A 23,581-nucleotide genomic window follows, 5' to 3' on the forward strand; every position below is an offset into this window, starting at 1 on the left:
TTTGTTCGGGACAACAACCCCAGCAGCTCCGCTACCGATGTGCCCTGATCAAATTTATTTCTACTCTGACCTTATTTATCCTCGAGCGGTAGCGAGGTCCAGCCCAATGCAGGTTTTTGCATTGGGTGATTATGCTTGGCCTTGTTAGATTTCTCTAGAATCATATGCATCGGCCTCACCATAGAATGACTGATACTCAACTCTCATATCAATTACACCTAGTAGCTCTGTCAGGTTTTCTATGCAGGTTGGCTCTGTTGGTGAAAGTTTAATTTTCGCTACGCAGTTTTCAGCAGATGATCGCAAAATATAACCAGGATTCATTACAGATACTGTTGTAGTCTCTACCATTATTTTTTCAAGTATGTTTGAAATGGCCAATTTCAACTCATACTCCAAATCACCAGAAAGCTCTTTTCCATGCTTGAAAAACTGAACTTTGGTAATTTCAGCTGGCCCCAAGCCTGCATTTACAATAGAAACATTTATTGTCGGCGGGCTACTTTCTGACGATGTTTCCAAGACGATAGCTGGCTTCATCGAAAGCCTATTGTGCTTTCTGTTGCTTCGCCCCTCATAAATTGCAACCGCTAGAGCTGTCATGGCAATAATGGTAGAGCCTATTGCAGTAGCAATTTGAGCATATTCAAAAATGGTCATATCTATCCTTGAAAGCTAACGCTTTGCACACCGGACGAAATAAGCGTAGCTTATTGAGATCCGAGCCGCGAAGCGGCTGAAGTGCTGCAACTTGTTAGTTTTTCTTTGGCTTATATTTCTTCGTTTTAAGAACACGATCGTCCACATCTATCTTAGCAAGCGCGACATTGTAGTTCAGCGCTTTTAACGTTCTGAGTGCATTCTTTAAGGTAACCTTTGAAAAAAAAGGTAGCTCTTCCGGAATCTTTTTATTAGTTGCGATCGCATATACAACTGAATATTTTTGAGGGTCTGGTCTCGACTTTGCGTCAGACAATTTTATCGAATTTGGTAATTTTGGATTTAGCCGCTCCCGGTACCAACTGTCCTTGATAAATGCTTCTGCTGCGACAAACCCCTGTGAAAAAAGATGACTCAGCGTACTAGAGCTCTTATATACTTTGACATGCACAAAGTCACTTCCATTTCGAATCAAATCACAGTGCTCCAATTTGTCATATGGCCCACCTATTTTTATGTTTTTCTTATCCATCAGACAAAAACCAGACTGGGATTTATAAACATAATCATTGTATTCTTCTTCTCGATCATGAGAATAGACGGGAAATTTAAAATCATATACTTGAAGCTCTTTCAAATATTCGTCAACTGTAGAAACGAAATCACTATTTACCTTATACCAAACTCCATTCCTTAATATATATTGACTGCCATCGAATAGAATTTCAGCATATAAACAACGATATACTGACCAATTTTTAACAGACTGATACTCTGAATTGTTCACATGGATTACATCCGACTTCATTCTCTCGACAGATGGTGACACTCCTTCTAAGTAATCAATATAATCTTGAAACAAAAGCACAACGTGTCGAGGCGAATTTGGATACATGCTAAAGGAGTAGCCGATTTGGTTTTCCCAATCTACAATTTCTGGCTCTCCTAACCAAAAACTTTCAGCCGCCATTTTTTTGAAGCAATCATCCAGCTCTAAATCAAGAATCTCGATTTCGTCCAGATCCCGTACTCGGTTGATATTCTCAACCCAGCTAAACTTACTAGGCAGAGTAGTTTTGTATTTAGAGTACGCAGTTCTTAGGATTTGGGGTATATTGTCTAGGGATGTCTCAACTGCAATAGTGAGCGCATCTCTACCTGTAACATGGCTACCAAACTCTTTTACTTGAGACGCCCCTGTGATTGCGTAAAGCATTTCCATTTCTGAATCAAGATGAAGATTGAATATATCGACGTCTCTAGTGCTTTGAGTTCTGGAATTCAGTGGATTGTGATCATAACTCGCTTTATCTAAACTTCTAAGTTTATCGGGATCAACAGAGTTGAGAGTTACCTTCAGTCCGAAATCTCTTTCGATTGCTTCTGGCTTGAGCAAATGAAAGCCAGTGCCAAAAGATAGAACAAACGTAGCCGTTCCAGTTCGCACAATAAATACTGAGCCTACATTAGAGGAGACCCCAAATAAAGACGAATCAACCGCTTCATTTTCAGTGAATAACCTAGTCCATGGAGGCGGATTCTTTGGTGGCTGCTTTTTAACATAAAGAATTGCTGCTTCCACATCTAGTAGGTCCAGCTCTACTGCCTCCTTAGCATTCTCAAGTTTAATCAGGTCCGAGTCTGGCTTAGCACTTTCCCTTGCAAGATAAATTGATAGCTTCTCTTTCCGTGCCTTCTTTTTATTGGCCATAAATCCCTCGCACCAAAAAAACAACAGTCAGTTTATGAGGTCTTCGACCTCATAATAATTATTAGTGGGAATGCCTCATAATTACCCATACAAACAGCATGTAAATTTTATCTTTATGAATATAAAGGAAAAATAATCTGCACAAAAATTATCAGGAATAAGAACAGGCATGGTGCCTGTTAATTCTGATATTCGGAGGGGCTGTAACGTATGCTGGTGAACGGCGGATGATAAGAACATAGAAACTCCCTTTCTGCTTGTTCAATCCTTGTTGTTATCTACGATACTGCCCGAAGTTGTACCAGACTTAAAGTCCCTATAACGGCTAAGGAGAAAACACAGAATCGTCGATAGCACGGACCCCTTCCCCCTTCTGCGCAGCCGAGCACCTGTACCCTTTGGGTATTGGAAGATGCCAGTTAAATAAGGGCAAAACTGTTTGAGGCCAAAGGCCGAGTTTTTTGCCCGCACTGGCAACTGAAACGCCCAGGGTAGTTGGCGTAGCCAACCCAGCAGCGGGGCTGCGGAGAGATTGTTAAGAGAGGGCGCAGCCGCTCTCTCTTAACTCCGCGAAAGCGGATGCTTTAAAACACCCGCAGGGCGAGAGAAAAAAGGCAACAGTCCCCCTATCAGCCCAGCAGACTAACTCATCTCTTTAAAATACTGCCCCGGTGACCGACCAAGCGCCTTGCGAAACATGGCCACAAATGCACTGGGACTCCGATAACCCAGATCCAGTGCAATCTGCGTGACGGAATCACCTCTACCCAGGCGGTTAATCGCTTCATGCAGCAGCAACTGCCGCCGCCACTGCAAAAAAGTCATACCCGTTTCACGCAGAAACAAGCGGCTTAGTGTCCGTTCACTGGCCCCCACCTTCTCCGCCCAATAATGCAAACCCCGTTCTGCAACCGGCTCTGCAAGCATGCCCTGCATAATGCGTTGCAAACGTCGGTCAGTTGCCCCGGGAAGATGCAGCAAAGAGGGCTTTAACGCCTGCAGTTCATCCAGAATAACCGCACACACCCGACTGGCCGGACTGTCGGCTGAATACTGCTCACCAAAATCGGCTACCCGACTGATCAACTCGCGTAACAGCGGTGAAACTTCAACGACACTGCACTCTGAGGGAAAGCGGTCGAGGCAGCTGGGGTCAATAAACAGATGCCTGATCTCTGATGTCACTTCAGGATTCACCGAGTGCCGCATGCCACCGGGAATCCAGACCGCCTGCGAAGGCGGCACCACCCAGCTACCAAAATCCGTAAAGACTTTAATAACCCCGGATGCGGCATACGCGAGCTGCCCCCGGGGGTGACTGTGAAAATCAAATTCAAAATCAGTCAGGATTACGTCTCGCAAACCCAGAATAGGCAGGGCTGGATCAACGCGCATGCCCAGTTTGGATCTGAAGCGTTTACGTGGTGTGAGCTGCGGTGCTGACATGATGTCTTTAACTCGATATTAAATGTCATATTATCGACTTTAAACATAACGCTTTGCTGTCACAATAGCCATCTCGACACGCGGAGAGCTGGCTATGACCTTACCACTTTCACCCTCCAGACTGACTGCACTGATACTGATTCCTCTATTGTCAGCGGCCCTGTTATTAAGCCCTGCTACAGAGGTTCTGACCGATCTGCAGTTGAGGTCTGCCCTGCTGATCATGGCGGGTATGGTGTTGTTTGCAACCGGCGCACTGCCTGAGTTTGTCAGTGCACTGGTGGTACTGGTACTGGCGATGTTGCTGGCTGTTGCACCGGCCGACGTGGTTTTTTCTGGCCTGACATCCACTGCCTGCTGGCTGATTTTTTCCGGCATGGTGTTAGGTATCGCCATCACTGAAACCGGGCTGGCACAGCGTATTTCAGACAAGTTCACGCCCCATCTCGACGGCAGTTATCTGCGGCTGATCAGCGGCATCGTGTTTATGGGTGTGATGCTGGGTTTTGTCATGCCATCTTCGGTGGGCCGGGTGATGCTGTTTATCCCCATCGCCCTGGCGATTGCCACCAGCTGTGGTTTCGAGAAAGGCAGCAATGGGCAGACCGGCGCCCTGCTGGCGGCGGCCTTCGGCTGCCATCTGCCTACCTTCGCCATTCTGCCCGCTAATATCCCGAATATGATCATGATCGGCTCGGCCGAAAACATTTATGGCTGGACGCCAAGATTTGGTGAATACCTGTTATTACATTTTCCGGTTTTGGGGTTTCTGAAATCACTGTTACTGATTGCCATTATTGTGAAGCTGTATCCGGACACCCCCACACGCACAGAGCAGCAGAACCGCAACGGCCAGTTTAAACCCCTTGAGATAAGGCTGTTGGCGATCATGCTGATCACACTGGCATTCTGGATGACTGATACACTGCACCATATTTCGGCCGCCTGGATTGGGCTGGCGGCAGCAACCCTGCTGCTATTGCCGGGCATCGGCATGGTCTCAGCCAAAAGCTTCAATGAAAAGGTGAATATCAGCTCGATTCTGGTGGTGGCGGGCCTGCTTGGTATTGCCAGTCTGATCAATCACAGCGGTATCAGTCTGCTGGCCGGTGAAAAGGTGCTCAACTGGTTGCCGCTGGAACCGGGTAACGACCTGCTGAATTTTTACTCACTCTCCATCAGCGCTACAGCCATTGGTGTACTGACCACATTGGCCGGCGTACCGGCCACGCTGACCCCCTTAGCGGAGCAGATCAGTCAGATGACCGGGTTTAGTCTGAACGCCGTTTTGATGACCCAGGTATTCGGCTTTTCGACGGTAGTCTTCACCTATCAGTCAGTGCCTATCATGCTGGCCATGCCGCTGGCTGGGGTGCCGCTGAAACATGCCGTGCGGCTTTGCCTGATCCTGGCCCTGCTGACACTGCTGATCTTATTGCCGCTGGATTATCTCTGGTGGCAACTGCTCGGCTGGATTTAATCAGTCATGTGAAAATCGGATCATCAATTGCGCAGCGTTGGGAATTTTTTTCACCTTCGAAAGGACAATCATGTTCTAGGCTTTAAATACACACCGGCAGATGTACAGCTGTGTAAAGCAACAATAACAATAGCCGGGGGTCTAAGGATATGGACAGATATGCCGTATTACCTCACTACCATCCAGCAGGTGACCATCAAATAGAGTGGCTGTTCTATCTGTCGCTTTGCCTGCTACTGTTTTTCCCCACACCCCTGTTCGCTCAGGACAATCCCTACAACCTGCCCTCACTCTCAACAAGCACGGATCTTGACACCGACACAACTCAGAACAGCGGACTCGATCCGATGCAAAAAAGCCTGCAGGGACGGAAGCGGCTGGAACAGTCACTGAAGCAGTATACCCGGACGCATATCACCAACGACTCTGTGGTGTATCTGCAAAAAGACGGGATAAAACTTGAGACGGAGTATCGCCAGGGTGATATCCAGACCCTGTTAGAAACCCATGGCGACGAGGAAATAACCTTTACGTTTAAGGTCTCATTTTGAACCTCTGAGCAAAACTGATCGTCAGTGATCGTTTTGTTTGCACGGTCTGTTAAACCGTATCGATCACACCTCCATTAACTTCAGCGAGTGCAATGGCCCGGTGAATCACGCGTGCATCATCCAGTGCACGATGAGCACGGTGAGATGCAGACTGCGTGAGTGTTTGCAGCGCATCAAAAAACTTATCCTGCTGGAAACCCTCCAGCCGCGTTGTGATATCCATAAGCACAAATGTCTGTTCGATCCCGGCATGCTCAAACAGTTTCTGCAACCAAAATCCGTCCCAGTCACTGTGATCTGAATAGACCGTTTTCCCCTCCAATATTCGATTCAGTTCTCTGGCAACCCGGCGTGCGGGTTTGCCACTGTTTTCAAGATCATGACGTGAAATGCCATGCAACGCTGCCGCCTTTAGACTCCAGTAAGTCCAGCTATGCGCAGGTATAATCAGTGCCTGATATTCCTGGTCACCATTAACAATAGCGACCTCAATCGGATAACTTGCCGGGCTTAAGCCGCTCGCTTCAATATCAATCACCCATATGTCCCGCTGCATGGCTGTTTATCCCTGGTTGCTGTTTGACCGGCTGGTTATGCTCACCAAACAGCGGCTACAGACAGAGTTCACTCAGACCCGGATGGTTATCCGGACGTCGGCCCAACGGCCAATAAAATTTACGTTCACTGGCTGCGATAGGGTGTTCATTAATACTGGCAATACGTCGACGCATAAGTCCGTTGCGGTCAAATTCCCAGTTTTCGTTGCCGTAGGCGCGAAACCACTGTCCGGAATCATCATGGAACTCATATGCAAAACGCACCGCAATCCGCTCGCCACTGCAGGCCCATAGCTCTTTAATGAGCCGGTAATCCTGTTCGCGGGTCCATTTTCGCGTAAGCAGTTGTTTTATCTCATCTCGACCACGCACAAATTCTGCTCGATTTCTCCATTCACAATCGGGGGTATAAGCCAGAGAGACGGTCTCTGGATTTCGGCTATTCCAGGCATCTTCTGCAAGACGAATTTTTTCCATGGCCGTGCTATCAGTAAATGGCGGTAACAGGGGGCGTGACATACTACTCACCTCAATAGATAAATTGGCGGATGGCAAATCGCCACCCGCACAAGATCAGGCTGCGACTTTTGCAGCGGCTGGAAAATCAATTTCAGTGCCGAGCACTTCATTGACATAGTTGGTGAACGTATTCAGCGCAACGTGTCCCAGGATTTCTACAATTTCTGCATCGCTGTAACCTGCGTCACGCACATCCTGAAGGTCGGTGTCTGCAACCTTGCCCCGGTTATTGACAATATTGACGGCAAATCTCACTGCAACGGCGGCCTTACTGTCTCCGGAAGTGCCAAGCCGGTTTGCTCTGATTTCACTGACACTCAGCTTAGCCAGATTGGTAGCGAGATAATTGTGGGCCGCCAGGCAGTAGTCGCAGCCATTGATCTCTGCCACGGCCAGCGCAATTCGCTCCCGGGTCTGAGCGCTCAACGAGCCCTGGCTTAATGCTCCATTCAGACCCAGATAGCCCTCAAGGGTTTGAGGGCTGTTGGCAATGATGCGGAATAGGTTGGGAACACTGCCCAGAAGGCTCTTTACCGCTTCGAGTGAATTTTTAGCGGCGTCTGGTGCAGCATCAATAGTGGCTGGAGTTGGAATACGAGACATGATTAGCTCCTGTGATATCTAAGTTGGGAGCCTTCATACTACAATTACCAATTAGAGGAATAATTGGTTATAAAATTAACTATCTATTACATATTTTGAAATTATCTAACGAGCAGGCGCCCCTTGTATGGATAAATTTGATGCGATGCGAATTTTTGTTGAAGTCGCTGAGGCTAATAGCTTTGTTGCCGCCAGCCGCAAGCTTGACCTATCGGCACCAGCTGTAACCCGTGCGATTGCGAGGCTTGAAAAAGTACTCGGGGTACAGCTGTTCAACAGAACAACCCGTCATATCCGACTGACAGACACGGGAGCGCGTTTCTTTGATGACGCCAAACGGATTCTGGAAGATCTGGAGCAGGCAGAAGCCATGGCAAACGGGAGTTACATTCAACCGAAAGGGGAATTAACCATTACAGCGCCTGTTTTGTTCGGACAGATGCATATCACGCCCATTCTCACGGAATACCTGCAGGCCAACCCTGCGGTCACAGCCAATGCCCTTTTTTTCGATCGCATTAGCAATCTTATTGATGAGGGTATGGATATCGCCATCCGCATCGGCCCTTTAAAGGATTCAAGCCTGTATGCCACCCGTGTAGGTCACGTGCAAAGGATTGTGTGCGCTTCTCCGGAGTATCTAAAAGAATATGGGACACCCGAGCACCCATCCGAACTGACTGACCACAGAATCATTCAGGCCACGACCGTTGAACCCTCGACCAGCTGGAGATTTTCGTCACCCAAGGGCAAAGTCAGTGTGAAAGTGACACCACGCATGAATTGTTGCCAGAATGGTGCAGCCATCTGTGCCGCATCTCATGGATTTGGCATCACCCGTCTGATGTCCTATCAGGTGGGCGAGGAACTTAAAGCCGGAGTCCTGCAACGGATTTTAAAGGATTTTGAAATGGACCCTCTGCCCGTCAACATTGTTTATCTGGGCGGACAGAAAGCTAACGCAAAAATTCGCTCATTCATTGATCTGGCGGTAGAACGACTGAGAGCCAATCCATTTATAGATCATTAACTATGAATCCGGCTTTTATCCGAACAGCATCAGGCCACACTACTCAAACCTGGTAACCGGACTAACGGGTACTGCACATCATGCTGCGCTGATCGGAACAATGAGGCGATTATCTGTACCTTTACGGTTTTGTTTTACGTTGAGAAGCGACCTGACACCCGGCCCGGCGCTGTGCTCGAAATAGAATTATGAAACCCGGGAGGAATCGCCAAACACTTTAGAAGCCGGCTTTTTCACGGTGAGCCAGCACCGGCATTTCAGCCCGGCAACGGCTGATCAGATCGGGCTGTAGTTCTGCCACAACCACACCGGGGCCGTCTTCGGATTTCTCTGCCAGCAACCGGCCCCAGGGATCGACAATCATGGAGTGGCCCCAGGTTCTGCGGGACGGATTATGCTGCCCACCCTGATTAGCCGCCAGCAGATAACACTGGTTTTCAACAGCCCTGGCTCTGTTGAGGCATTCCCAGTGGGCCTGCCCGGTGGTGTAGGTGAAAGCGGCAGGCATGAGCAAGAGATCTGCTCCCATCGCTCGCAGACGCTGATACATTTCCGGGAAACGCAGGTCGTAGCAGATGCTCAGACCCAGCGTACACTCTGGAAGGTTAACAACCACCAGCTGATCACCGGCTTCGATCAGATCGGATTCACGATAACGCCCATGAGCATCAGCCACATCCACATCGAAGAGATGGATCTTGTCGTAACTGGATAGCAGCGTACCCTGCGGATCAAACACCAGACAACGTGCCCTGACCCTGTGCTCTACCATACTGCCATCAGGCCGTTGCGCCACCGGAAAACTACCGGCAATCAGGTAGATACCATAACGACGGGCCCAGGCTGACAATTCAGCATAAACCTCCTGCTGCTGTTGTTCGGAGTGCGCCAACGCCAGCATGGCTGAAGATTCAAGCAGGGCAAAGTTTTCCGGTAACAGAACCAGCTCAGCCCCCTGAGCGGTGGCCTGTTCCAGCATCGTTTCTGCCTGTCTGAGGTTAGCTTTAAGGTCCGCCGTCGAAACCATCTGCACTGCAGCAATACGCATCCGTTAACCTCCGGACTCAGGCAGTACCGGACCCGGTTTATCCTGAGCCTTATTTGCATCTGGCAAAGAACTGAAATCCGCTTCAGGGTTTGTCCAACTGCCATTGAGGTGATAACGCACCGTTGTAAATTTCTCCAGCGGATCACCAATCAGCTTATCCAGCAGGAAAACTGCACCGGCCACCTGCGGCGCCCCCAGCAACACGCTCACCAACGGAATATTGCCTGTGACTGGCAGGGCAACCTCTATATCTTTATCAACGGTTTCCTGTACCAGATCCAGCTGACCGGTGAGCGCCATATTGGCGGACGGTCCTTTCATGACAAAGGGCGTACGGGTACGGGCAATACCACGTTCAATCTGATAACTTGCATCCATCGCATCAAACGCGACGCCGCTTTTGAAAAGGTCAGTAAAATCCAGCCTCAGGCGTCGCGTGAGGGATTGCAGGTTGAGAATGCCAAATACCCGCAGCAGATTACCGCTGTTACCCACATCCAGCAGGCGCCCATTACGGGCATTAAAATCAACCTGCCCATTCAGCTCTGCCAGTTCAAAATCCCACGGCGCTCCGGGCCAACTAAGCTGGGCATAACCTTTGAGTTTTTCCGTTTCAAGCGCTTTTGCGTAGCCCCAGGCTTTCAGGGCTTTGCCAAAGTCTTCACTTTTCAGATTCAGTGACAGTTCGGTGAGCTTTTTACCGTTCTGCTGCCAGTCCAACTCCCCTGTTACCTGGGTGCCAAACATATCACCTCTGATCTGTTCGACATTCAGGTGGTTAGGCTGTGGCCTGAGCTGTAACGACCAGTTCCCCAGTGGTTTCTCGTCCAGAAACAGGGCAGCAATGTCGATATCCATTTTTGGCAGATCGCCCGGATTCATCCCCGGCAGAGGGTCCTTTTCAACCTCAGCCTGCGCTTCGGTTTTATCGGCCTTTTTCCAGACCAGACGGTCCAGCTTTAACTGCATGGGTTGTTCAGTATCTGTCGGCAATAACAAACGGCCGGACAACTGGTCAGCTTCCCCATTAATCATCCAGCCAAGATTGTCAGGTATGACCCGAGCGGACAGGTTATCCAGAGTCAGGCCGCCCAAATCAAACTCGGCGGTGCTGACCTTCACCTCCTGCAACACGGCACCTTTGGGCTGTTTGTCGGTTGAGGCAAGCAAAGCACTGTCGGTCAGAAATGCATTCAATTGCGCAAATTCAACACGTGGCAGGTAACCATCCACCCAGATACCATCAAAATCGGGCAGTTTGGGGGATGCATCGCCGAGGGTGAAGCGCGCCTTTCTGATCACCCCGAATTGAGTCTGAACCACCGCACTCAGCTGCTGACCAAGATTGAAGCGCAACAAACGGGGTTTGTCCGAAGCACCACCCACCTCGGTCACCAGATCAAATGCGGAGACGTTTTCTTTGCTTTTGCCTAAGCCCTCTGGCGCTTTGATGGCAACGCCTTTCAAATCAGAGGTCAAGCTTAGCTGTCGGCATGCCTGCTTAGGACACAGTTCAAGTCCAGCCTTGTATTGCGCCGTGCCTGATGCAATCTGCAAAATATCCAGATTGAGCCATTTCCGAATCACATCAATTGCCACAGAGCCATCGAGATTAATCCGGGTGGAACCTCCCGCTTCAGTGGTGATGGTGCTTTTGACCGGTTTACCAAACAACTGGCCCGTAATTCCACGGCTACTCAAACCTAAGCGGCTGTCGTACTGCACAGATCCAGCCAGGTTACTGAAATTAAGCCCAAGTTCGGGCGACAGAAAGAGCCCCTGATTCAGTTCACCATTCACCCGCACGCCTAACTTCCCGGCAGAGGTGACCGGAATCGCCAGTTGCAGCAGGGTGTTTGTTGCACCACCCATCTGCCAGCTGGAAAAGCCATCCCCCACGGTTTCTTTCAGGGGCGTTTCAGCCAGCAGGCGACTCAGGTCCGACAGATCACCTGTCAGATTACCCTTGATATAAAGCTCAGGACTATGACTCGGCATAAACGCATTTACATACCCGATCCGGGTGTCATAAATGGAGCCACCCAAGGCCTCGACCAACAGGTCGCCATTGCGATAAAACACAAAGGCATCCGTATCTTTGACCGGTGGCCAGTCCGGCTGATAGGCAAATTCAACGGCCTTGGTATCGTAGAACATCAGCAGGCTGGGGGGCTGAAAGTCCTCCAGACGGCTTCGCGTATCACCGTTCAGCACCAGACCCGCTCGCTCAACCTGCCCTCCCTGTAGGGCTTTGACCAGCCAGACATACAGATTATCACCCACAGCATGCGGTGGAATGTAATGCTGAGCCTGCGCCCCATCACTGTTTTCCATGCCGATCATCAGGGTCAGACTCGGCTGTTCATCCCGGCTGTAAGGCAAACTGATACTGAATCGACCTGCCGCCGAAACATATTGATCAGACAGATGCAGCAGCTGCGATGCCACCACCACATCATCATCTCGCAGGTGCCAGCTGATAACGCCGTTCGCTTTGTCATAGTGCCAGGGAGCACGGTAAAGGGTTGGGAAAAACAGCTCAAAGTCATCACTGTTAAGGTGAATTTCACCGCCAGAACGGTTGACCCGCAAAAGACCGTTGATCCCTTTCAGCGCGGGCACATCGTGCCAGGCCTGAATGCTCACAGACTGTAGATCAGCTTCAGCTTCAAATGCCAGCCAGTCATCCGGCTGGGGCCATTTCACCCTTAAATTACTGACCTCTCCAGTCGGCGCCAAGGTGGTCAGAATCTCGCCCAGTTGCTCCGGCAAAAGCCGGTGTTCATTTAGCCACGCCTGAAGTTCAGCCAGCAGCATACGATCCAGCAACAGTTGTTCCGGCAAGATCTGTTGCCCCCGAATAACGACATTCAGACCGATAAAGGGCAACTCAAGATGATGGCTCTCTCCGACTGAGGCATCGAGTATCTGCAGTTGATAACCGGTATTACGACGTAACAGTGCGGTCTTTAACTGCAGTTGATTTAACTGAAACGCTGCATGATGCAGCTCACTCAGCTGCGTACTGCCTATCAGATATTCGATACGCCCGGCCTGTACCTGTCCCCAAAGCTGTAATGAGGCCTGCAGGCTGTCGAGCTGTATATCTGCCAATCCCAGCCATGGATTCAGCACGGTCTGGTTCAGATCATCCACAACCAGATGCAAGCGGATCGGTGACTTGGCCGGATTCCCCTCCACTTCAGCACTTAAATGCAGACGGGTAGGATTTTGATCAGAAGCAAGCTGAGCATCCAGTTGCAGCTGATGCAACCGGCCATCATGTTGCAAACTCAGCTGCAGCGGTGACAGTTCGAGCAGCTCACCTTTCAGGGTTTCATATTGCAAACGTGTGTTGCGCAGACTGATCGCCTGCTGAGACAGTAGCAGTGTCAGTATCTGGGCGGGTAAATCTTTTGGTGGATGCGTCAGGGTCTGGGATGTCTGCTCAGGCTGGGTCAATTTAAGATGCAGGCCGTCCAGTTCCAGACGATTAAACACCGGCCTTAGCTGACGCAGACTCGCGGTCAAATCCAGCGCCAGATACGCCTGATTGAGCGACAACGCCAGTTCAGGCTGACCAGCAATGCCCTGCAATTTGAGGCCCTGCAGGTGTAAAGAGGGATAACCCTCCTGCCACTGGGCATCCATAGACACCAGAGCAACCTGAGAGTTTAACCGCTGGCTCAACAGGTCGACCAGTGCCGCCTGATGGCCATTCAATTGCGGCCACAGCAGGCGAAATGTCAGCAGCAACAGCGCCGAAACCGACAGTGTCAGCACCAGCAGCCAATACAGGCCCCAAAATATTCGGTTTAAAGCGCCCGACATGGGGTGCTCACCTCAATACAACATCAAAGCTTTCAATGCTGTAAAGCGGCTCAGCCTGGAAGCGAATGGTTTTACCAATAAAACTTTCCAGCTCGGCGACATGACTGGAAGCATCATCCAGCAGATAATCCACGACATTTTGCGCCGCCAACACCAGATAGGTTTCTGTGTCATAGGCCCGGTGCTGACGCAAAATTTCGCGGAAGATTTCGTAACAGACAGTCTCCGGGGTTTTAATCGATCCCCGTCCCTGACACTCATTACAGACATCACACAGCACCTGCTCAAGGCTCTCGCGGGTGCGCTTGCGGGTCATCTCCACCAGGCCCAGTTCAGACACACCCGTGACCTTGCACTTGGCGTGATCCTTCTCCAGCATGCGCTCCAGTGTGCGCAGGACCTGACGCTGATGATCCTCATCTTCCATATCAATAAAATCGATAATGATAATGCCACCCAGATTACGCAGTCTGAGCTGACGACCAATCGCTGTAGCAGCCTCAAGATTGGTCTTGAAGATGGTCTCTTCCAGATTCCGATGACCCACAAAGGCCCCCGTGTTCACATCCACCGTGGTCATCGCTTCGGTCTGATCGAAGATCAGATACCCGCCGGATTTCAGATCAATTTTGCGGCCCAGGGCTTTCTGAATCTCTTCTTCAACATTAAACAGGTCAAAGATCGGCCGTTCACCCGGGTAGTATTCCAGTACCTCAGTAATCTCAGGTACCAGCGCATTGGCAAACTCTTCTGCCTTGACGAAGGTCTCGCGTGAGTCAATGCGGATACGCTCAAGCCCGCCGTGGGCCATATCCCGCAACGCGCGCATATGCAGTGGCAGATCTTCATAGATCATGCTGGGGGCAGAGGCATTGCTGATTTTTTTCTGAATGGAGCGCCACAGACGATGTAAAAACTGAATATCGGACTGCAGCTCGTTTTCACTGGCGCCTTCTGTCACGGTACGCAGGATATAACCCATTTCAGGCATATCACCATTACCGGCCTCAATAATCTGCTGCATCAACGCCCGCAGACGCTCCCGTTCAGCAGAATCTTCAATCCGTTGGGAAATACCAATGTGATGGGTACCCGGCATGCATACCAGATAGCGGGAAGGTAGTGACAGATGGGTCGTCAGGCGAGCGCCTTTGGTACCGATCGGGTCTTTGGTCACCTGCACCAGCAGTGACTGCCCCTCTCTGAGGACCTGAGCAATAGATGCATTACTTTTGTCTTCGTGGGTCGCGCCTGGTGGCAACACTTCCTCGACATGAATAAATGCAGCCCGCTCCAGACCAATGTCGACAAATGCCGCCTGCATGCCTGGCAACACCCGAACAACTTTGCCCTGATAGATATTTCCAACAATGCCGCGTCGATTCACCCTTTCGACATAGACTTCCTGCGGCATACCGTTCTCAATCAACGCCACCCGAGTTTCCATCGGGGTAAAGTTGATCAGAATCTCCTCTCCCATCGTCTTTCCTATACTGACTACTGCCAGATCTGAATGCCTGCGTTATCAAGCAAAGCTGCCGTTTCTGCCAGCGGCAACCCCACTACTGCAGAATAACTGCCCCTGATCTGTCTGACAAACACTGCACCCAGACCCTGAATCCCATAACTGCCGGCTTTATCTCTTGGCTCACCCGTCTGCCAGTAAGCGCGGCATTGTTCCGGGGTGAGTGTTACAAACTCAACGTCTGTTGTGACCACACAGGTTTGGCTTTGTTCGCCATCCACCAACGCAATCGCCGTCAAAACCTGATGCCATTGCCCGGAAAGCTGCATCAACATCTCAACAGACTCTGCTTCTGTTTCCGGTTTGCCCAGAATTTTACCGTCCATGTGTACAGTGGTATCCGATCCGAGGACCTTTTTTTTCTCTTGCAGCTGAGCGAAACACGCCCTGGCTTTTGCCAGCGCAAGCCGTTCGACATAGGCTGCGGCGGACTCTTCAGGCAACGGAGTTTCATCCAGATCAACGGGTGCAACCGTAAAGGGCACACCGATCTGCTGTAGCAGCTCCTTTCGACGCGGGGAAGCCGACGCCAGCACCAACTGAGCACTCTCTGACCGACCCATTAGCGTATCCTGAAGAAACGTCTGATACCCCGTAATACCACGAACAACCAGGGCCAGATAATGCCGCTGGCCAAGCAGGGCAACAGGAACATAAGGCTGTCACCGGTATATCCGGTAAACGCCTGCATCCAGTGAAAGAGCAACTGATTGATGCCTATCAGCACCATGATCATCATCGACTGTTGAATCCGCGGATACATCCGCAAACGCCGATGCAACACCAGAGTCACAAATGCGATGATGGTGAGAGACAGCGCATTCAGACCGAGCACACTGCCTTTGATGACATCCAGTAATAGGCCCAGAAAAAAAGCCGAGCCCATGCCAATGCGGTGTGGCAACGCCATAACCCAGTAGATCAGGATCAGCGCCACCCATTCCGGCCGTCCCCACTCAATCACATAGGGCAGCGGGATCTGGCTGAGCATCAGACCAACCAGGAAAGTCGCCATAATGATGAAACCACCACTGCCAGGCGAGGTGGCAGCCGGGTTCATCACGGGCGCGCCTCGGCAACTTCAGCGTTCAGTTGCAGCACCTGCTGCGGCATTTTTACCAGCAACAGATGACGGCTTTTATCCAGCAGCGCTGTAGGTTTGATCCGAACCCGGGCAAAAGGCCGGCCCGGATCACGCATCACTTCACTGACTTTTGCGACCGGATAACCCCGCGGGAAACGACCACCCAAGCCAGAGGTGACGATCAAATCGCCCACCTGGATATCTGCAGTATCCGGCACATGCTCCAGCTCGAGCTCATCCACCTGCCCCTTGCCCAGCGCAATCGAGCGGAAACCATTGCGGTTTACCTCCACCGGCAGTGCGTGGCGGGCATCGGTAATCAGCAGAACACGACTGGTATAATGCGACATCTCTGTCACCTGCCCCATGACACCACCGGCATCCAAAACCGACTGGCCGATAAAGACGCCATTTTCACTGCCGCGGTTGATGATCACCTGATGCTGGAACGGATCCGGATTCACACCAATCAGCTCCACCAGTTCCACATCGTGCAGAACCCGCTTACGCCCCTGCAGTAACTGCCGCAGTTGGCTGTTTTCCTGCACCAGACTATCGATCTGCTGTACCTGATGGGCCAGTTCCAGATTTTCAGTCTTCAGCATGGCGTTTTCTTTGATCAGCAAACGCCGGTCGACCACCAGATCAGAGACCTCACCGGCCACACGGCTGGGTACATCAACAAACCATTGCAGGGGAGTCAGTAGAAGGGAGATAAAAGCACGACCTTCCTGCACCCGTGACGAGAGCAGGTTGGCGGATATTAAAATCAGGGCGAGCAAAAACAGAATAACGAAGCGTCGACTCTGAGAACTGCCACGAAACAGCGATTTAATAGATCACCTCCCCCGCCGGACGCGGAGCAGGTGGTTGATCAGGGGGCAAAAAGATTGAGCACAGAACATGCGCTCAATCATAGCTGACCAGTTCAAAACCATGTTTGTCGAGCATTTCAAGCGCACGACCACCACCCCGAGCCACACAGGTCAGAGGGTCTTCTGCCACAATCACCGGCAGACCTGTCTCTTCACTGATAAGACGATCAATATTACGCAACAACGCACCACCACCGGTCAGTACGATTCCGCGCTCAGCAATGTCCGAAGCCAGCTCAGGCGGACACTGTTCCAGTGCGCTTTTCACCGCCTGCACAATGGCAGAAAGCGGTTCCTGCAGTGCTTCCAGAATTTCGTTGCTGTTGAGTGTAAAGCTGCGCGGAATACCTTCAGCAAGGTTGCGACCACGGACGTCAATTTCACGTACTTCAGTGGACGGATAGGCAGTACCAATTTCCTGCTTGATACGCTCAGCCGTGGAGTCACCAATTAGGCTGCCGTAGTTACGACGCACATAGGTGACAATGTATTCATCAAAACGGTCGCCGCCCAGACGCACTGAGTCGGCATAAACAATACCGTTCAGTGAGATGACAGCAATTTCAGTGGTACCACCACCAATATCCACCACCATGGAGCCACTGGCTTCGTCTACTGGCAGGCCTGCACCAATCGCTGCAGCCATTGGCTCATCGATCAGGTAAACCTCACGGGCACCTGCCCCCATGGCAGACTCTTTGATAGCCCTGCGTTCCACCTGAGTGGATTTGCAGGGCACACAAACCAGCACACGTGGGCTTGGTGTCAGGAAATTATTGTCATGCACCTTGCTGATAAAGTACTGCAGCATCTTCTCGGTAACATGGAAGTCAGCGATCACACCGTCTTTCATCGGACGGATAGCCGTAATGGAACCGGGTGTACGCCCCAGCATCCGTTTAGCGTCTGCACCAACCGCTGCAACCGATTTCTGGTTGCCTGTCTGGCGAATCGCGACCACGGAGGGTTCGTTCAGCACGATATCCTTATCACGGACATAGATCAGTGTATTAGCGGTGCCCAGGTCAATGGACAGATCGCTTGAAAAAAGACCACGGATTTTCTTGAGCATGGAATGGGAGTCCTAGAATTCTGCAGCCCGGTTGCCGCCGGATCCTGAAATCCCGTAACTCTATCAATGGTGGACAAATTCAGCAAGCGTATATCCGTTGTCAGACAATGTATTGTCGCTTTTTCAGCCTTCTTCCGATCCCGCCATTGTGGTATTGTACGGCCCTTGTCCAATGCGCGTTTTTCAACGCCTGACATCACCCCGGCCGTGAGAGAAAACTATGTCCCTTGACCGCTCTGATGTGGAAAAGATTGCCCATCTGGCACGCCTGCAAATTGCCGAGCAGGATATTCCTCAGTACACCGAGAATCTGACTAATATTTTGCAGCTGGTTGATCAGCTGCAGGCTGTTAATACCACTGGCGTGGAGCCCATGGCACACCCCCTTGATGCGGTACAACGCCTGCGCGCAGATGATGTAACCGAACTCGACCAGCGCACCCAGCTACAGGCCCATGCGCCTGCCGTGGAAGAGGGCCTGTTTCTGGTTCCTCGTGTTATTGAATAAGCCCCGGTTCAGGATTTAAGGAAACATCATGTTTGAAAAAACACTGGCCGAACTGGCCAAAGGCCTGCAACAGGGTGAATACAGCAGCGTGGAGCTGACCCAGGCCTACCTGCAGCGCATTAAACAGCAGGACAGTCGTTACAACAGCTTTATTACAGTTTGCGAAGAGCGGGCGATCGCTCAGGCAAAAGCAGCCGATCAGGCCATTGCCACTGGCAATGCGGGCATTTTCACCGGTCTGCCCATCGCCCATAAAGACATCTTCTGTACTGAAGGCGTTCGCACCAGCTGCGCTTCAAAAATGCTGGATAACTTTATTTCACCCTACAACGCCACTGTGGTTGAGCGCTTCAATCAGGCTGGCGCAGTGACACTGGGTAAAACCAATATGGATGAGTTCGCCATGGGCTCCTCCAACGAAACCAGCTTTTACGGCCCAGTACGCAACCCCTGGAATACTGACTATGTGCCCGGTGGTTCCTCCGGCGGTTCCGCTGCTGCCGTCGCCGGTCGACTGACACCGGCCGCTACCGGCACCGATACCGGCGGCTCTATCCGCCAGCCTGCCGCGCTTTGTGGCATTACCGGCCTGAAGCCAACCTATGGCCGCATCTCCCGTTACGGCATGATCGCCTTTGCTTCATCCCTTGATCAGGCAGGCCCAATGACCCGCAGCGCTGAAGATGCCGCAATGATGATGAACGTGATGGCGGGGCTTGATCCGCGAGACTCCACCTCTGTAGACCGCGAGGTACCGGATTACTGCGCCGAACTCAACACGCCGCTACAGGGGCTGCGCATCGGCCTGCCCAAAGAGTTCTTCATCGATCAGGCCAATCCGGAACTGGCGAAACAGACTGAAGCTGCCCTGAAAGAGTTTGAAAAACTGGGTGCAACCCTGCATGAGATCAGCCTGCCCAATACCGGCCTGTCTGTACCTGCGTATTACATCATTGCTCCGGCAGAAGCCTCATCCAACCTGTCCCGTTTTGATGGCGTACGCTACGGTTATCGCTGCGAAAATCCGGTTGATCTGGAAGACATGTACAAGCGCAGCCGGGGTGAAGGTTTTGGCGCTGAGGTCAAACGCCGCATCATGATCGGCACCTACGCCCTCTCTGCGGGTTACTATGACGCTTACTATAACAAGGCACTGCAGGTACGCCGTCTGATCCAGAACGACTTCACGGCAGCCCTGCAGGAAGTCGACGTTATCATGGGTCCGACCACACCCCATCCAGCCTTCAAACTGGGCGAAAAAACCTCCGATCCGGTGGCCATGTACATGGAAGATATTTTCACCATCTCCCTGAACCTGGCTGGCCTGCCCGGCATGTCGATTCCTTGCGGCAAGGTCAATGGCATGCCCGTTGGCCTGCAGATTATCGGCAACTATTTTGCCGAACAGAAACTACTGAATGTGGCACATCAGTTCCAGCTGGCAACAGACTGGCACCAACAGTCACCAGACGGTCTGAGCGAGGTATAAGCAGATGGCATGGGAAACAGTCATTGGTCTGGAGATCCACGTTCAGCTCTCCACTGCCACCAAAATCTTCTCCGGTGCCAGCACTGCGTTTGGCGCCGAACCCAATACACAGGCCTGCGCCGTTGACCTGGCCCTGCCCGGCACATTGCCGGTGCTGAATGCCGAAGCAGTGCGCAAAGCGGTAGCGTTTGGCCTGGCGGTAGATGCAGAGATTGGCAAACGCTCTGTGTTTGAACGCAAAAACTACTTTTACCCCGACCTGCCAAAAGGCTATCAGACCACTCAGTTGGCTGAGCCGATTGTCGGGGCGGGACATGTCGAAATCACACTGGAAGACGGCACAACACGCCAGATCCGCATTCACCATGCCCACCTTGAGGAAGATGCAGGCAAATCCCTGCATGAAGACTTTCATGGCATGAGCGGCATCGACCTGAACCGGGCCGGCACACCGTTGATTGAGATCGTAACAGAGCCCGATATGCGCTCTGCCGAAGAAGCAGTGGCATTCGCCCGCAAACTGCATTCCATTGTCACCTCAATCGGCATCTGTGACGGCAACATGGCCGAAGGCTCCATGCGCTTTGACGTCAACGTATCTGTGCGTCCAGCTGGAAGTGATACGCTGGGCACCCGTACCGAAACCAAGAACCTCAACTCTTTCCGGTTTATGGAAGAAGCCATTGCCCTTGAGGTCGAGCGCCAGATCGACCTGATCGAGAGCGGCGGCAAAGTCATTCAGGAAACCCGTTTATACAACGGTGACACAAAAGTGGCGCGTTCCATGCGCAGCAAAGAGGAAGCCAACGACTACCGCTACTTCCCCTGCCCTGACCTGTTGCCGGTTGAGATTGACGACAGTTTTATTGATGCCGTCCGTGACGCCCTGCCAATGCTGCCTGATCAGTGGAAAGCCCTGTTCATTGAACAATACGGACTGTCTGATTACGACGCTGGCGTGCTCTCATCCACACCTTCACAAGCGGCCTACTTTGATACCGCCGCCAAACAGTGCAAGGATGGCAAGCTGGCCGCAAACTGGGTCATGGGTGAACTCGCAAAATACCTGAATCAGAATGACCTCGAGATTACTGCATCTCCGGTCAGCGCAGAGCAATTGGGCGGACTGCTGGAACGGATCAAAGACAACACCCTGTCCGGCAATATCGCCAAGCAGGTGTTTGAGGTGATGTGGAGCGAAGGCGGTAGCGCAGACGAGATTATCGAAGCCAAAGGGCTGAAGCAGGTAACCGACAGCGGTGCAATTGAGCAGATCGTTGATCAGGTTATCGCCCAGTGCACCACCCAGGTAGAGCAATATGTCAGCGCTGAGCCAGATAAACGCGGCAAAATGATCGGTTTCTTTATGGGACAGGTCATGAAACTCTCCCAGGGCAAAGCGAACCCGGGACAGGTTCAGGGTATTCTGAAACAAAAGCTGGACGCGCTCGTTTAATCCCGATCGTTATCTACAAAAATGCCGCCCAGCTGGGCGGCATTTTTTTTGGCATAAAAAAACCCGCCAGCAACGCTGACGGGTTAACACCTAGTATGTCAACCGGGGCAAGTCGGTCTTAGAACTCAAACGTTTTGCTGATGCTGAAAGTAACAGTAGAACCGTCACCCAGATCTTCGTCAGCGTTGATGTAAGCTACGCCCATGTCCAGACCTTCATAAGAGAAGCCGTAACCCAGCTCAACGTAGTCACCTTCGTAATCCTGACCGAAGTCACCGTAAGTCAGGTAAGCACCTTCGTATTCACCAGTCAGTGCTACGAAAGAGTAATCAGCTTCGTCGTAACCAGATGGACCATCTTCAGTACCGAAAGTGACTTCCAGGCTCAGGAAGCTGTAACCGAAGTTCAGGTTCAATTCGTGGAAATCAACATCGCCTTCAGTGTAGAAGTAACCGGTGTAACCAACGCTGTAAGAGAAACCACCGATTTCGTTACCGTAACCACCGTAGATGTCGTACTCAACCTGCTCACCGTCGTCAGTAGTATCCGGAGCATCCAGGCTGGCAGCCCACAGACCAACGTAGATACCGTTGTCAGCAGCATAGTCAACACCACCCATGACGCTCGCACCTTCAGTCTGGTCAATACCACGGAACCAGTAATCGCTCATTGCACCAATGTTGGCAGACAGGCCCGCATTCGCAGCTACAGAAGCAGACATAAGACCAGCAGCAATCAGAGCTTTAGTCATTGGCTTCATCATCATTTATTCCCCCCTAGGATATGTTAATTGTGATGATTGATTGTCTTAAAGCACAGGCTATGCCACTTGGAAGAATTCATTTAAATTCAATAACTTAAAAAACATAAAATTTTATTTACCAAGAACAGAGTAAAAACTCAGACGCCCTATTTGCATCAAATAAGAGCATAAAAATAACCTGACGCACCAAATTGTAACAAAAAACCATCCTTCCTTTAACGCACCTGCAATATTTATTCGCAGCCCCATATCGCTTTAAGCGTATTTTGCAGTAAAAATAACTGCTCTCCTCCGCAGAATTCAGGATTTCTCAATATGCAATCCAGCTGGAAAACCCGTTTTTGCAGTGCACCTTCACCAGTTCATGGCAGCCGGATATATTTGTTCACCTATGGCACCTTGATGCGCCCCGAACTGATGCAGTTCATTTGTAGTCGCACTTTTTCCAAACCGATGGCAGCAAGCCTCTGTGGTTACCAAAGGCATAGCCTTAAGCACAGACACTACCCGGGCATCATCCCCAGAAGAGGCAAACTCACGCGCGGTTACCTTTACCGGGTAAACGCCATTGATCTGAAAAAACTGGATCTTTACGAAGGTGATGAATATGACCGTCAGATAGTCAGGGTATTGACTCGTCAGGGAGCCAGGCAAGCCTGGTGTTATATCTGGAAGCAGGAAAACGTCGGGCAGGTCCTGCCAGAGGATTGGCAGCTACCGGACGAATAAACAGAAACCATAAAAAAACACACCGTAAATAATCTCTGCAGATCATCTAGCGGTGTGTTTTCAGTCAGACAGATTAACCTTTCAGAACAGAAACGTCTTCAGCCTGGAGACCTTTATCACTCTCACGAACATTGAAGCGAACACGCTGCCCTTCAGTCAAAGACCGGTGACCGCGACCTCGGATGTTGCGAAAATGCACAAACACGTCATCGCCATTTCCGCGCGTGATAAACCCAAAGCCTTTGGAAACGTTGAACCATTTCACAGTGCCCTGCTCACGGCCATCATCCTCATCTTCGCTGCACTCTTCTGCGCCGGAAGCATCACTGCCCACACCTGAGCCACCCAGACTGGCAAATAACGTAGCAGCGAGGGTAATAACCAGGATCAGCAGCAATGCAGGAATGTTGGACCATTGAACTTCAACACCCGCGAACTGTGTCAGCAACAACGGCAACAATGCTGTTGCAATCACACTTGCAATTAAACCTCGTATCAACAGACCACCCCTCATCATTATTTTAAATTATCAAAACACACAAATCCCGAGCCCAAAAGCATCCACCCAGGCCGGACAAAAATTTATATCGAATTTCATATTCCTTTTCAATAGCTTATCCATTATCCGCGAATTTAATTTCAAA

General features: G+C 51.0%; 22 protein-coding genes. 7 read left to right on the forward strand and 15 right to left on the reverse strand.

Translation table 11 applies throughout. The annotated features are described in order from the left end of the window. Window positions 1-144: 144 nt before the first annotated feature. From P2G53_RS09175 to P2G53_RS09185, 3 genes are all read right to left on the reverse strand, one after another. The gene (locus P2G53_RS09175) at window positions 145-660 is read right to left on the reverse strand and encodes a hypothetical protein (protein ID WP_275816442.1); all 516 of its coding nucleotides are present in this window, start codon (window positions 658-660) and stop codon (window positions 145-147) included. A gap of 94 nt (window positions 661-754) precedes the next feature. After that, entirely contained in the window at window positions 755-2,371 is a 1,617-nt protein-coding gene (locus P2G53_RS09180; RefSeq protein WP_275816444.1) for a TIGR04141 family sporadically distributed protein, read from the reverse strand. 642 nt (window positions 2,372-3,013) lie between these two features. Then, a complete protein-coding gene (locus P2G53_RS09185) occupies window positions 3,014-3,817 on the reverse strand; it encodes a helix-turn-helix transcriptional regulator (protein ID WP_275816446.1) in 804 nt (267 codons plus the stop codon). Window positions 3,818-3,911: 94 nt separating this feature from the next. Here P2G53_RS09185 and P2G53_RS09190 point away from each other — a divergent pair, with 94 nt between their 5' ends. Then, window positions 3,912-5,297, forward strand: a complete 1,386-nt coding sequence (locus P2G53_RS09190; RefSeq protein ID WP_275816448.1) for an SLC13 family permease — start codon at window positions 3,912-3,914, stop codon at window positions 5,295-5,297. Window positions 5,298-5,446: 149 nt separating this feature from the next. Beyond that, window positions 5,447-5,848 carry a hypothetical protein gene (locus P2G53_RS09195; protein WP_275816450.1) on the forward strand — a complete coding sequence of 134 codons (402 nt, stop codon included), beginning with the start codon at window positions 5,447-5,449 and terminating at the stop codon, window positions 5,846-5,848. 49 nt (window positions 5,849-5,897) lie between these two features. On the opposite strand, the gene P2G53_RS09200 is transcribed toward P2G53_RS09195, so the two are convergent. Genes P2G53_RS09200 through P2G53_RS09210 form a run of 3 tightly spaced genes read right to left on the reverse strand, consistent with a single transcriptional unit; the run spans window position 5,898 to window position 7,527 of the window. Further along, entirely contained in the window at window positions 5,898-6,404 is a 507-nt protein-coding gene (locus P2G53_RS09200; RefSeq protein WP_275816452.1) for an exonuclease domain-containing protein, read from the reverse strand. Window positions 6,405-6,459: 55 nt separating this feature from the next. Next, complete coding sequence (locus P2G53_RS09205; protein ID WP_275816454.1) at window positions 6,460-6,924, reverse strand: nuclear transport factor 2 family protein; 465 nt, start codon at window positions 6,922-6,924, stop codon at window positions 6,460-6,462. A 54-nt stretch (window positions 6,925-6,978) separates the two neighbouring features. Further along, the gene (locus P2G53_RS09210; RefSeq protein WP_275816456.1) at window positions 6,979-7,527 is read right to left on the reverse strand and encodes a peroxidase-related enzyme; all 549 of its coding nucleotides are present in this window, start codon (window positions 7,525-7,527) and stop codon (window positions 6,979-6,981) included. Window positions 7,528-7,654: 127 nt separating this feature from the next. On the opposite strand from P2G53_RS09210, the gene P2G53_RS09215 reads away from it, so the two are divergent. Beyond that, window positions 7,655-8,557, forward strand: a complete 903-nt coding sequence (locus P2G53_RS09215; protein ID WP_275816458.1) for a LysR family transcriptional regulator — start codon at window positions 7,655-7,657, stop codon at window positions 8,555-8,557. A gap of 217 nt (window positions 8,558-8,774) precedes the next feature. On the opposite strand, the gene P2G53_RS09220 is transcribed toward P2G53_RS09215, so the two are convergent. The 7 genes from P2G53_RS09220 to P2G53_RS09250 form a co-directional block, all read right to left on the reverse strand. Then, complete coding sequence (locus tag P2G53_RS09220) at window positions 8,775-9,605, reverse strand: carbon-nitrogen hydrolase family protein (RefSeq protein ID WP_275816460.1); 831 nt, start codon at window positions 9,603-9,605, stop codon at window positions 8,775-8,777. Window positions 9,606-9,608: 3 nt separating this feature from the next. Continuing rightward, window positions 9,609-13,436 (reverse strand): YhdP family protein, encoded by a 3,828-nt coding sequence (locus tag P2G53_RS09225; RefSeq protein WP_275816462.1) that lies wholly within the window; start codon window positions 13,434-13,436, stop codon window positions 9,609-9,611. Between the two features lie 7 nt (window positions 13,437-13,443). After that, complete coding sequence (gene rng, locus P2G53_RS09230; protein WP_275816464.1) at window positions 13,444-14,916, reverse strand: ribonuclease G; 1,473 nt, start codon at window positions 14,914-14,916, stop codon at window positions 13,444-13,446. A gap of 17 nt (window positions 14,917-14,933) precedes the next feature. Then, complete coding sequence (locus P2G53_RS09235; protein ID WP_275816466.1) at window positions 14,934-15,524, reverse strand: Maf family protein; 591 nt, start codon at window positions 15,522-15,524, stop codon at window positions 14,934-14,936. Beyond that, window positions 15,524-16,021 (reverse strand): rod shape-determining protein MreD, encoded by a 498-nt coding sequence (gene mreD, locus P2G53_RS09240; RefSeq protein WP_275816468.1) that lies wholly within the window; start codon window positions 16,019-16,021, stop codon window positions 15,524-15,526. The genes P2G53_RS09235 and mreD overlap by 1 nt, the downstream gene beginning before the upstream one ends. After that, window positions 16,021-16,881 carry a rod shape-determining protein MreC gene (mreC, locus tag P2G53_RS09245; protein ID WP_275816596.1) on the reverse strand — a complete coding sequence of 287 codons (861 nt, stop codon included), beginning with the start codon at window positions 16,879-16,881 and terminating at the stop codon, window positions 16,021-16,023. The genes mreD and mreC overlap by 1 nt, the downstream gene beginning before the upstream one ends. A gap of 73 nt (window positions 16,882-16,954) precedes the next feature. Continuing rightward, complete coding sequence (locus P2G53_RS09250) at window positions 16,955-17,992, reverse strand: rod shape-determining protein (RefSeq protein WP_275816469.1); 1,038 nt, start codon at window positions 17,990-17,992, stop codon at window positions 16,955-16,957. Between the two features lie 220 nt (window positions 17,993-18,212). Between P2G53_RS09250 and gatC the strand changes: the two genes are divergently transcribed. Genes gatC through gatB form a run of 3 tightly spaced genes read left to right on the forward strand, consistent with a single transcriptional unit; the run spans window position 18,213 to window position 21,445 of the window. Beyond that, on the forward strand, window positions 18,213-18,500 hold the full coding sequence (gene gatC, locus P2G53_RS09255; protein ID WP_275816471.1) for an Asp-tRNA(Asn)/Glu-tRNA(Gln) amidotransferase subunit GatC: 288 nt from the start codon (window positions 18,213-18,215) through the stop codon (window positions 18,498-18,500). 28 nt (window positions 18,501-18,528) lie between these two features. After that, window positions 18,529-19,989: an Asp-tRNA(Asn)/Glu-tRNA(Gln) amidotransferase subunit GatA gene (gene gatA / locus P2G53_RS09260; protein ID WP_275816473.1), complete on the forward strand. Its 1,461-nt coding sequence runs from the start codon at window positions 18,529-18,531 to the stop codon at window positions 19,987-19,989. A 4-nt stretch (window positions 19,990-19,993) separates the two neighbouring features. After that, entirely contained in the window at window positions 19,994-21,445 is a 1,452-nt protein-coding gene (gatB, locus tag P2G53_RS09265; protein ID WP_275816475.1) for an Asp-tRNA(Asn)/Glu-tRNA(Gln) amidotransferase subunit GatB, read from the forward strand. A 118-nt stretch (window positions 21,446-21,563) separates the two neighbouring features. On the opposite strand, the gene P2G53_RS09270 is transcribed toward gatB, so the two are convergent. Next, on the reverse strand, window positions 21,564-22,196 hold the full coding sequence (locus P2G53_RS09270) for a TorF family putative porin (RefSeq protein ID WP_275816477.1): 633 nt from the start codon (window positions 22,194-22,196) through the stop codon (window positions 21,564-21,566). A 327-nt stretch (window positions 22,197-22,523) separates the two neighbouring features. Between P2G53_RS09270 and P2G53_RS09275 the strand changes: the two genes are divergently transcribed. Then, entirely contained in the window at window positions 22,524-22,937 is a 414-nt protein-coding gene (locus P2G53_RS09275) for a gamma-glutamylcyclotransferase family protein (protein ID WP_275816479.1), read from the forward strand. Window positions 22,938-23,010: 73 nt separating this feature from the next. Here P2G53_RS09275 and P2G53_RS09280 read toward each other — a convergent pair whose 3' ends face one another. After that, a complete protein-coding gene (locus P2G53_RS09280) occupies window positions 23,011-23,412 on the reverse strand; it encodes a cold shock domain-containing protein (RefSeq protein WP_345799205.1) in 402 nt (133 codons plus the stop codon). Window positions 23,413-23,581 lie beyond the last annotated feature (169 nt).

It is taken from the genome of Neptuniibacter sp. CAU 1671 (genome assembly GCF_029222905.1).
Classification (GTDB): domain Bacteria; phylum Pseudomonadota; class Gammaproteobacteria; order Pseudomonadales; family Balneatricaceae; genus Neptuniibacter.

Bases quoted from the DNA above. Each gene is read 5' to 3' on its own strand.
- P2G53_RS09175 (WP_275816442.1), bottom strand. From the start codon at position 660: ATGACCATTTTTGAATATGCTCAAATTGCTACTGCAATAGGCTCTACC.
- P2G53_RS09180 (WP_275816444.1), bottom strand. From the start codon at position 2,371: ATGGCCAATAAAAAGAAGGCACGGAAAGAGAAGCTATCAATTTATCTT.
- P2G53_RS09185 (WP_275816446.1), bottom strand. From the start codon at position 3,817: ATGTCAGCACCGCAGCTCACACCACGTAAACGCTTCAGATCCAAACTG.
- P2G53_RS09190 (WP_275816448.1), top strand. From the start codon at position 3,912: ATGACCTTACCACTTTCACCCTCCAGACTGACTGCACTGATACTGATT.
- P2G53_RS09195 (WP_275816450.1), top strand. From the start codon at position 5,447: ATGGACAGATATGCCGTATTACCTCACTACCATCCAGCAGGTGACCAT.
- P2G53_RS09200 (WP_275816452.1), bottom strand. From the start codon at position 6,404: ATGCAGCGGGACATATGGGTGATTGATATTGAAGCGAGCGGCTTAAGC.
- P2G53_RS09205 (WP_275816454.1), bottom strand. From the start codon at position 6,924: ATGTCACGCCCCCTGTTACCGCCATTTACTGATAGCACGGCCATGGAA.
- P2G53_RS09210 (WP_275816456.1), bottom strand. From the start codon at position 7,527: ATGTCTCGTATTCCAACTCCAGCCACTATTGATGCTGCACCAGACGCC.
- P2G53_RS09215 (WP_275816458.1), top strand. From the start codon at position 7,655: ATGGATAAATTTGATGCGATGCGAATTTTTGTTGAAGTCGCTGAGGCT.
- P2G53_RS09220 (WP_275816460.1), bottom strand. From the start codon at position 9,605: ATGCGTATTGCTGCAGTGCAGATGGTTTCGACGGCGGACCTTAAAGCT.
- P2G53_RS09225 (WP_275816462.1), bottom strand. From the start codon at position 13,436: ATGTCGGGCGCTTTAAACCGAATATTTTGGGGCCTGTATTGGCTGCTG.
- rng (WP_275816464.1), bottom strand. From the start codon at position 14,916: ATGGGAGAGGAGATTCTGATCAACTTTACCCCGATGGAAACTCGGGTG.
- P2G53_RS09235 (WP_275816466.1), bottom strand. From the start codon at position 15,524: ATGGGTCGGTCAGAGAGTGCTCAGTTGGTGCTGGCGTCGGCTTCCCCG.
- mreD (WP_275816468.1), bottom strand. From the start codon at position 16,021: ATGAACCCGGCTGCCACCTCGCCTGGCAGTGGTGGTTTCATCATTATG.
- P2G53_RS09250 (WP_275816469.1), bottom strand. From the start codon at position 17,992: ATGCTCAAGAAAATCCGTGGTCTTTTTTCAAGCGATCTGTCCATTGAC.
- gatC (WP_275816471.1), top strand. From the start codon at position 18,213: ATGTCCCTTGACCGCTCTGATGTGGAAAAGATTGCCCATCTGGCACGC.
- gatA (WP_275816473.1), top strand. From the start codon at position 18,529: ATGTTTGAAAAAACACTGGCCGAACTGGCCAAAGGCCTGCAACAGGGT.
- gatB (WP_275816475.1), top strand. From the start codon at position 19,994: ATGGCATGGGAAACAGTCATTGGTCTGGAGATCCACGTTCAGCTCTCC.
- P2G53_RS09270 (WP_275816477.1), bottom strand. From the start codon at position 22,196: ATGACTAAAGCTCTGATTGCTGCTGGTCTTATGTCTGCTTCTGTAGCT.
- P2G53_RS09275 (WP_275816479.1), top strand. From the start codon at position 22,524: ATGCAATCCAGCTGGAAAACCCGTTTTTGCAGTGCACCTTCACCAGTT.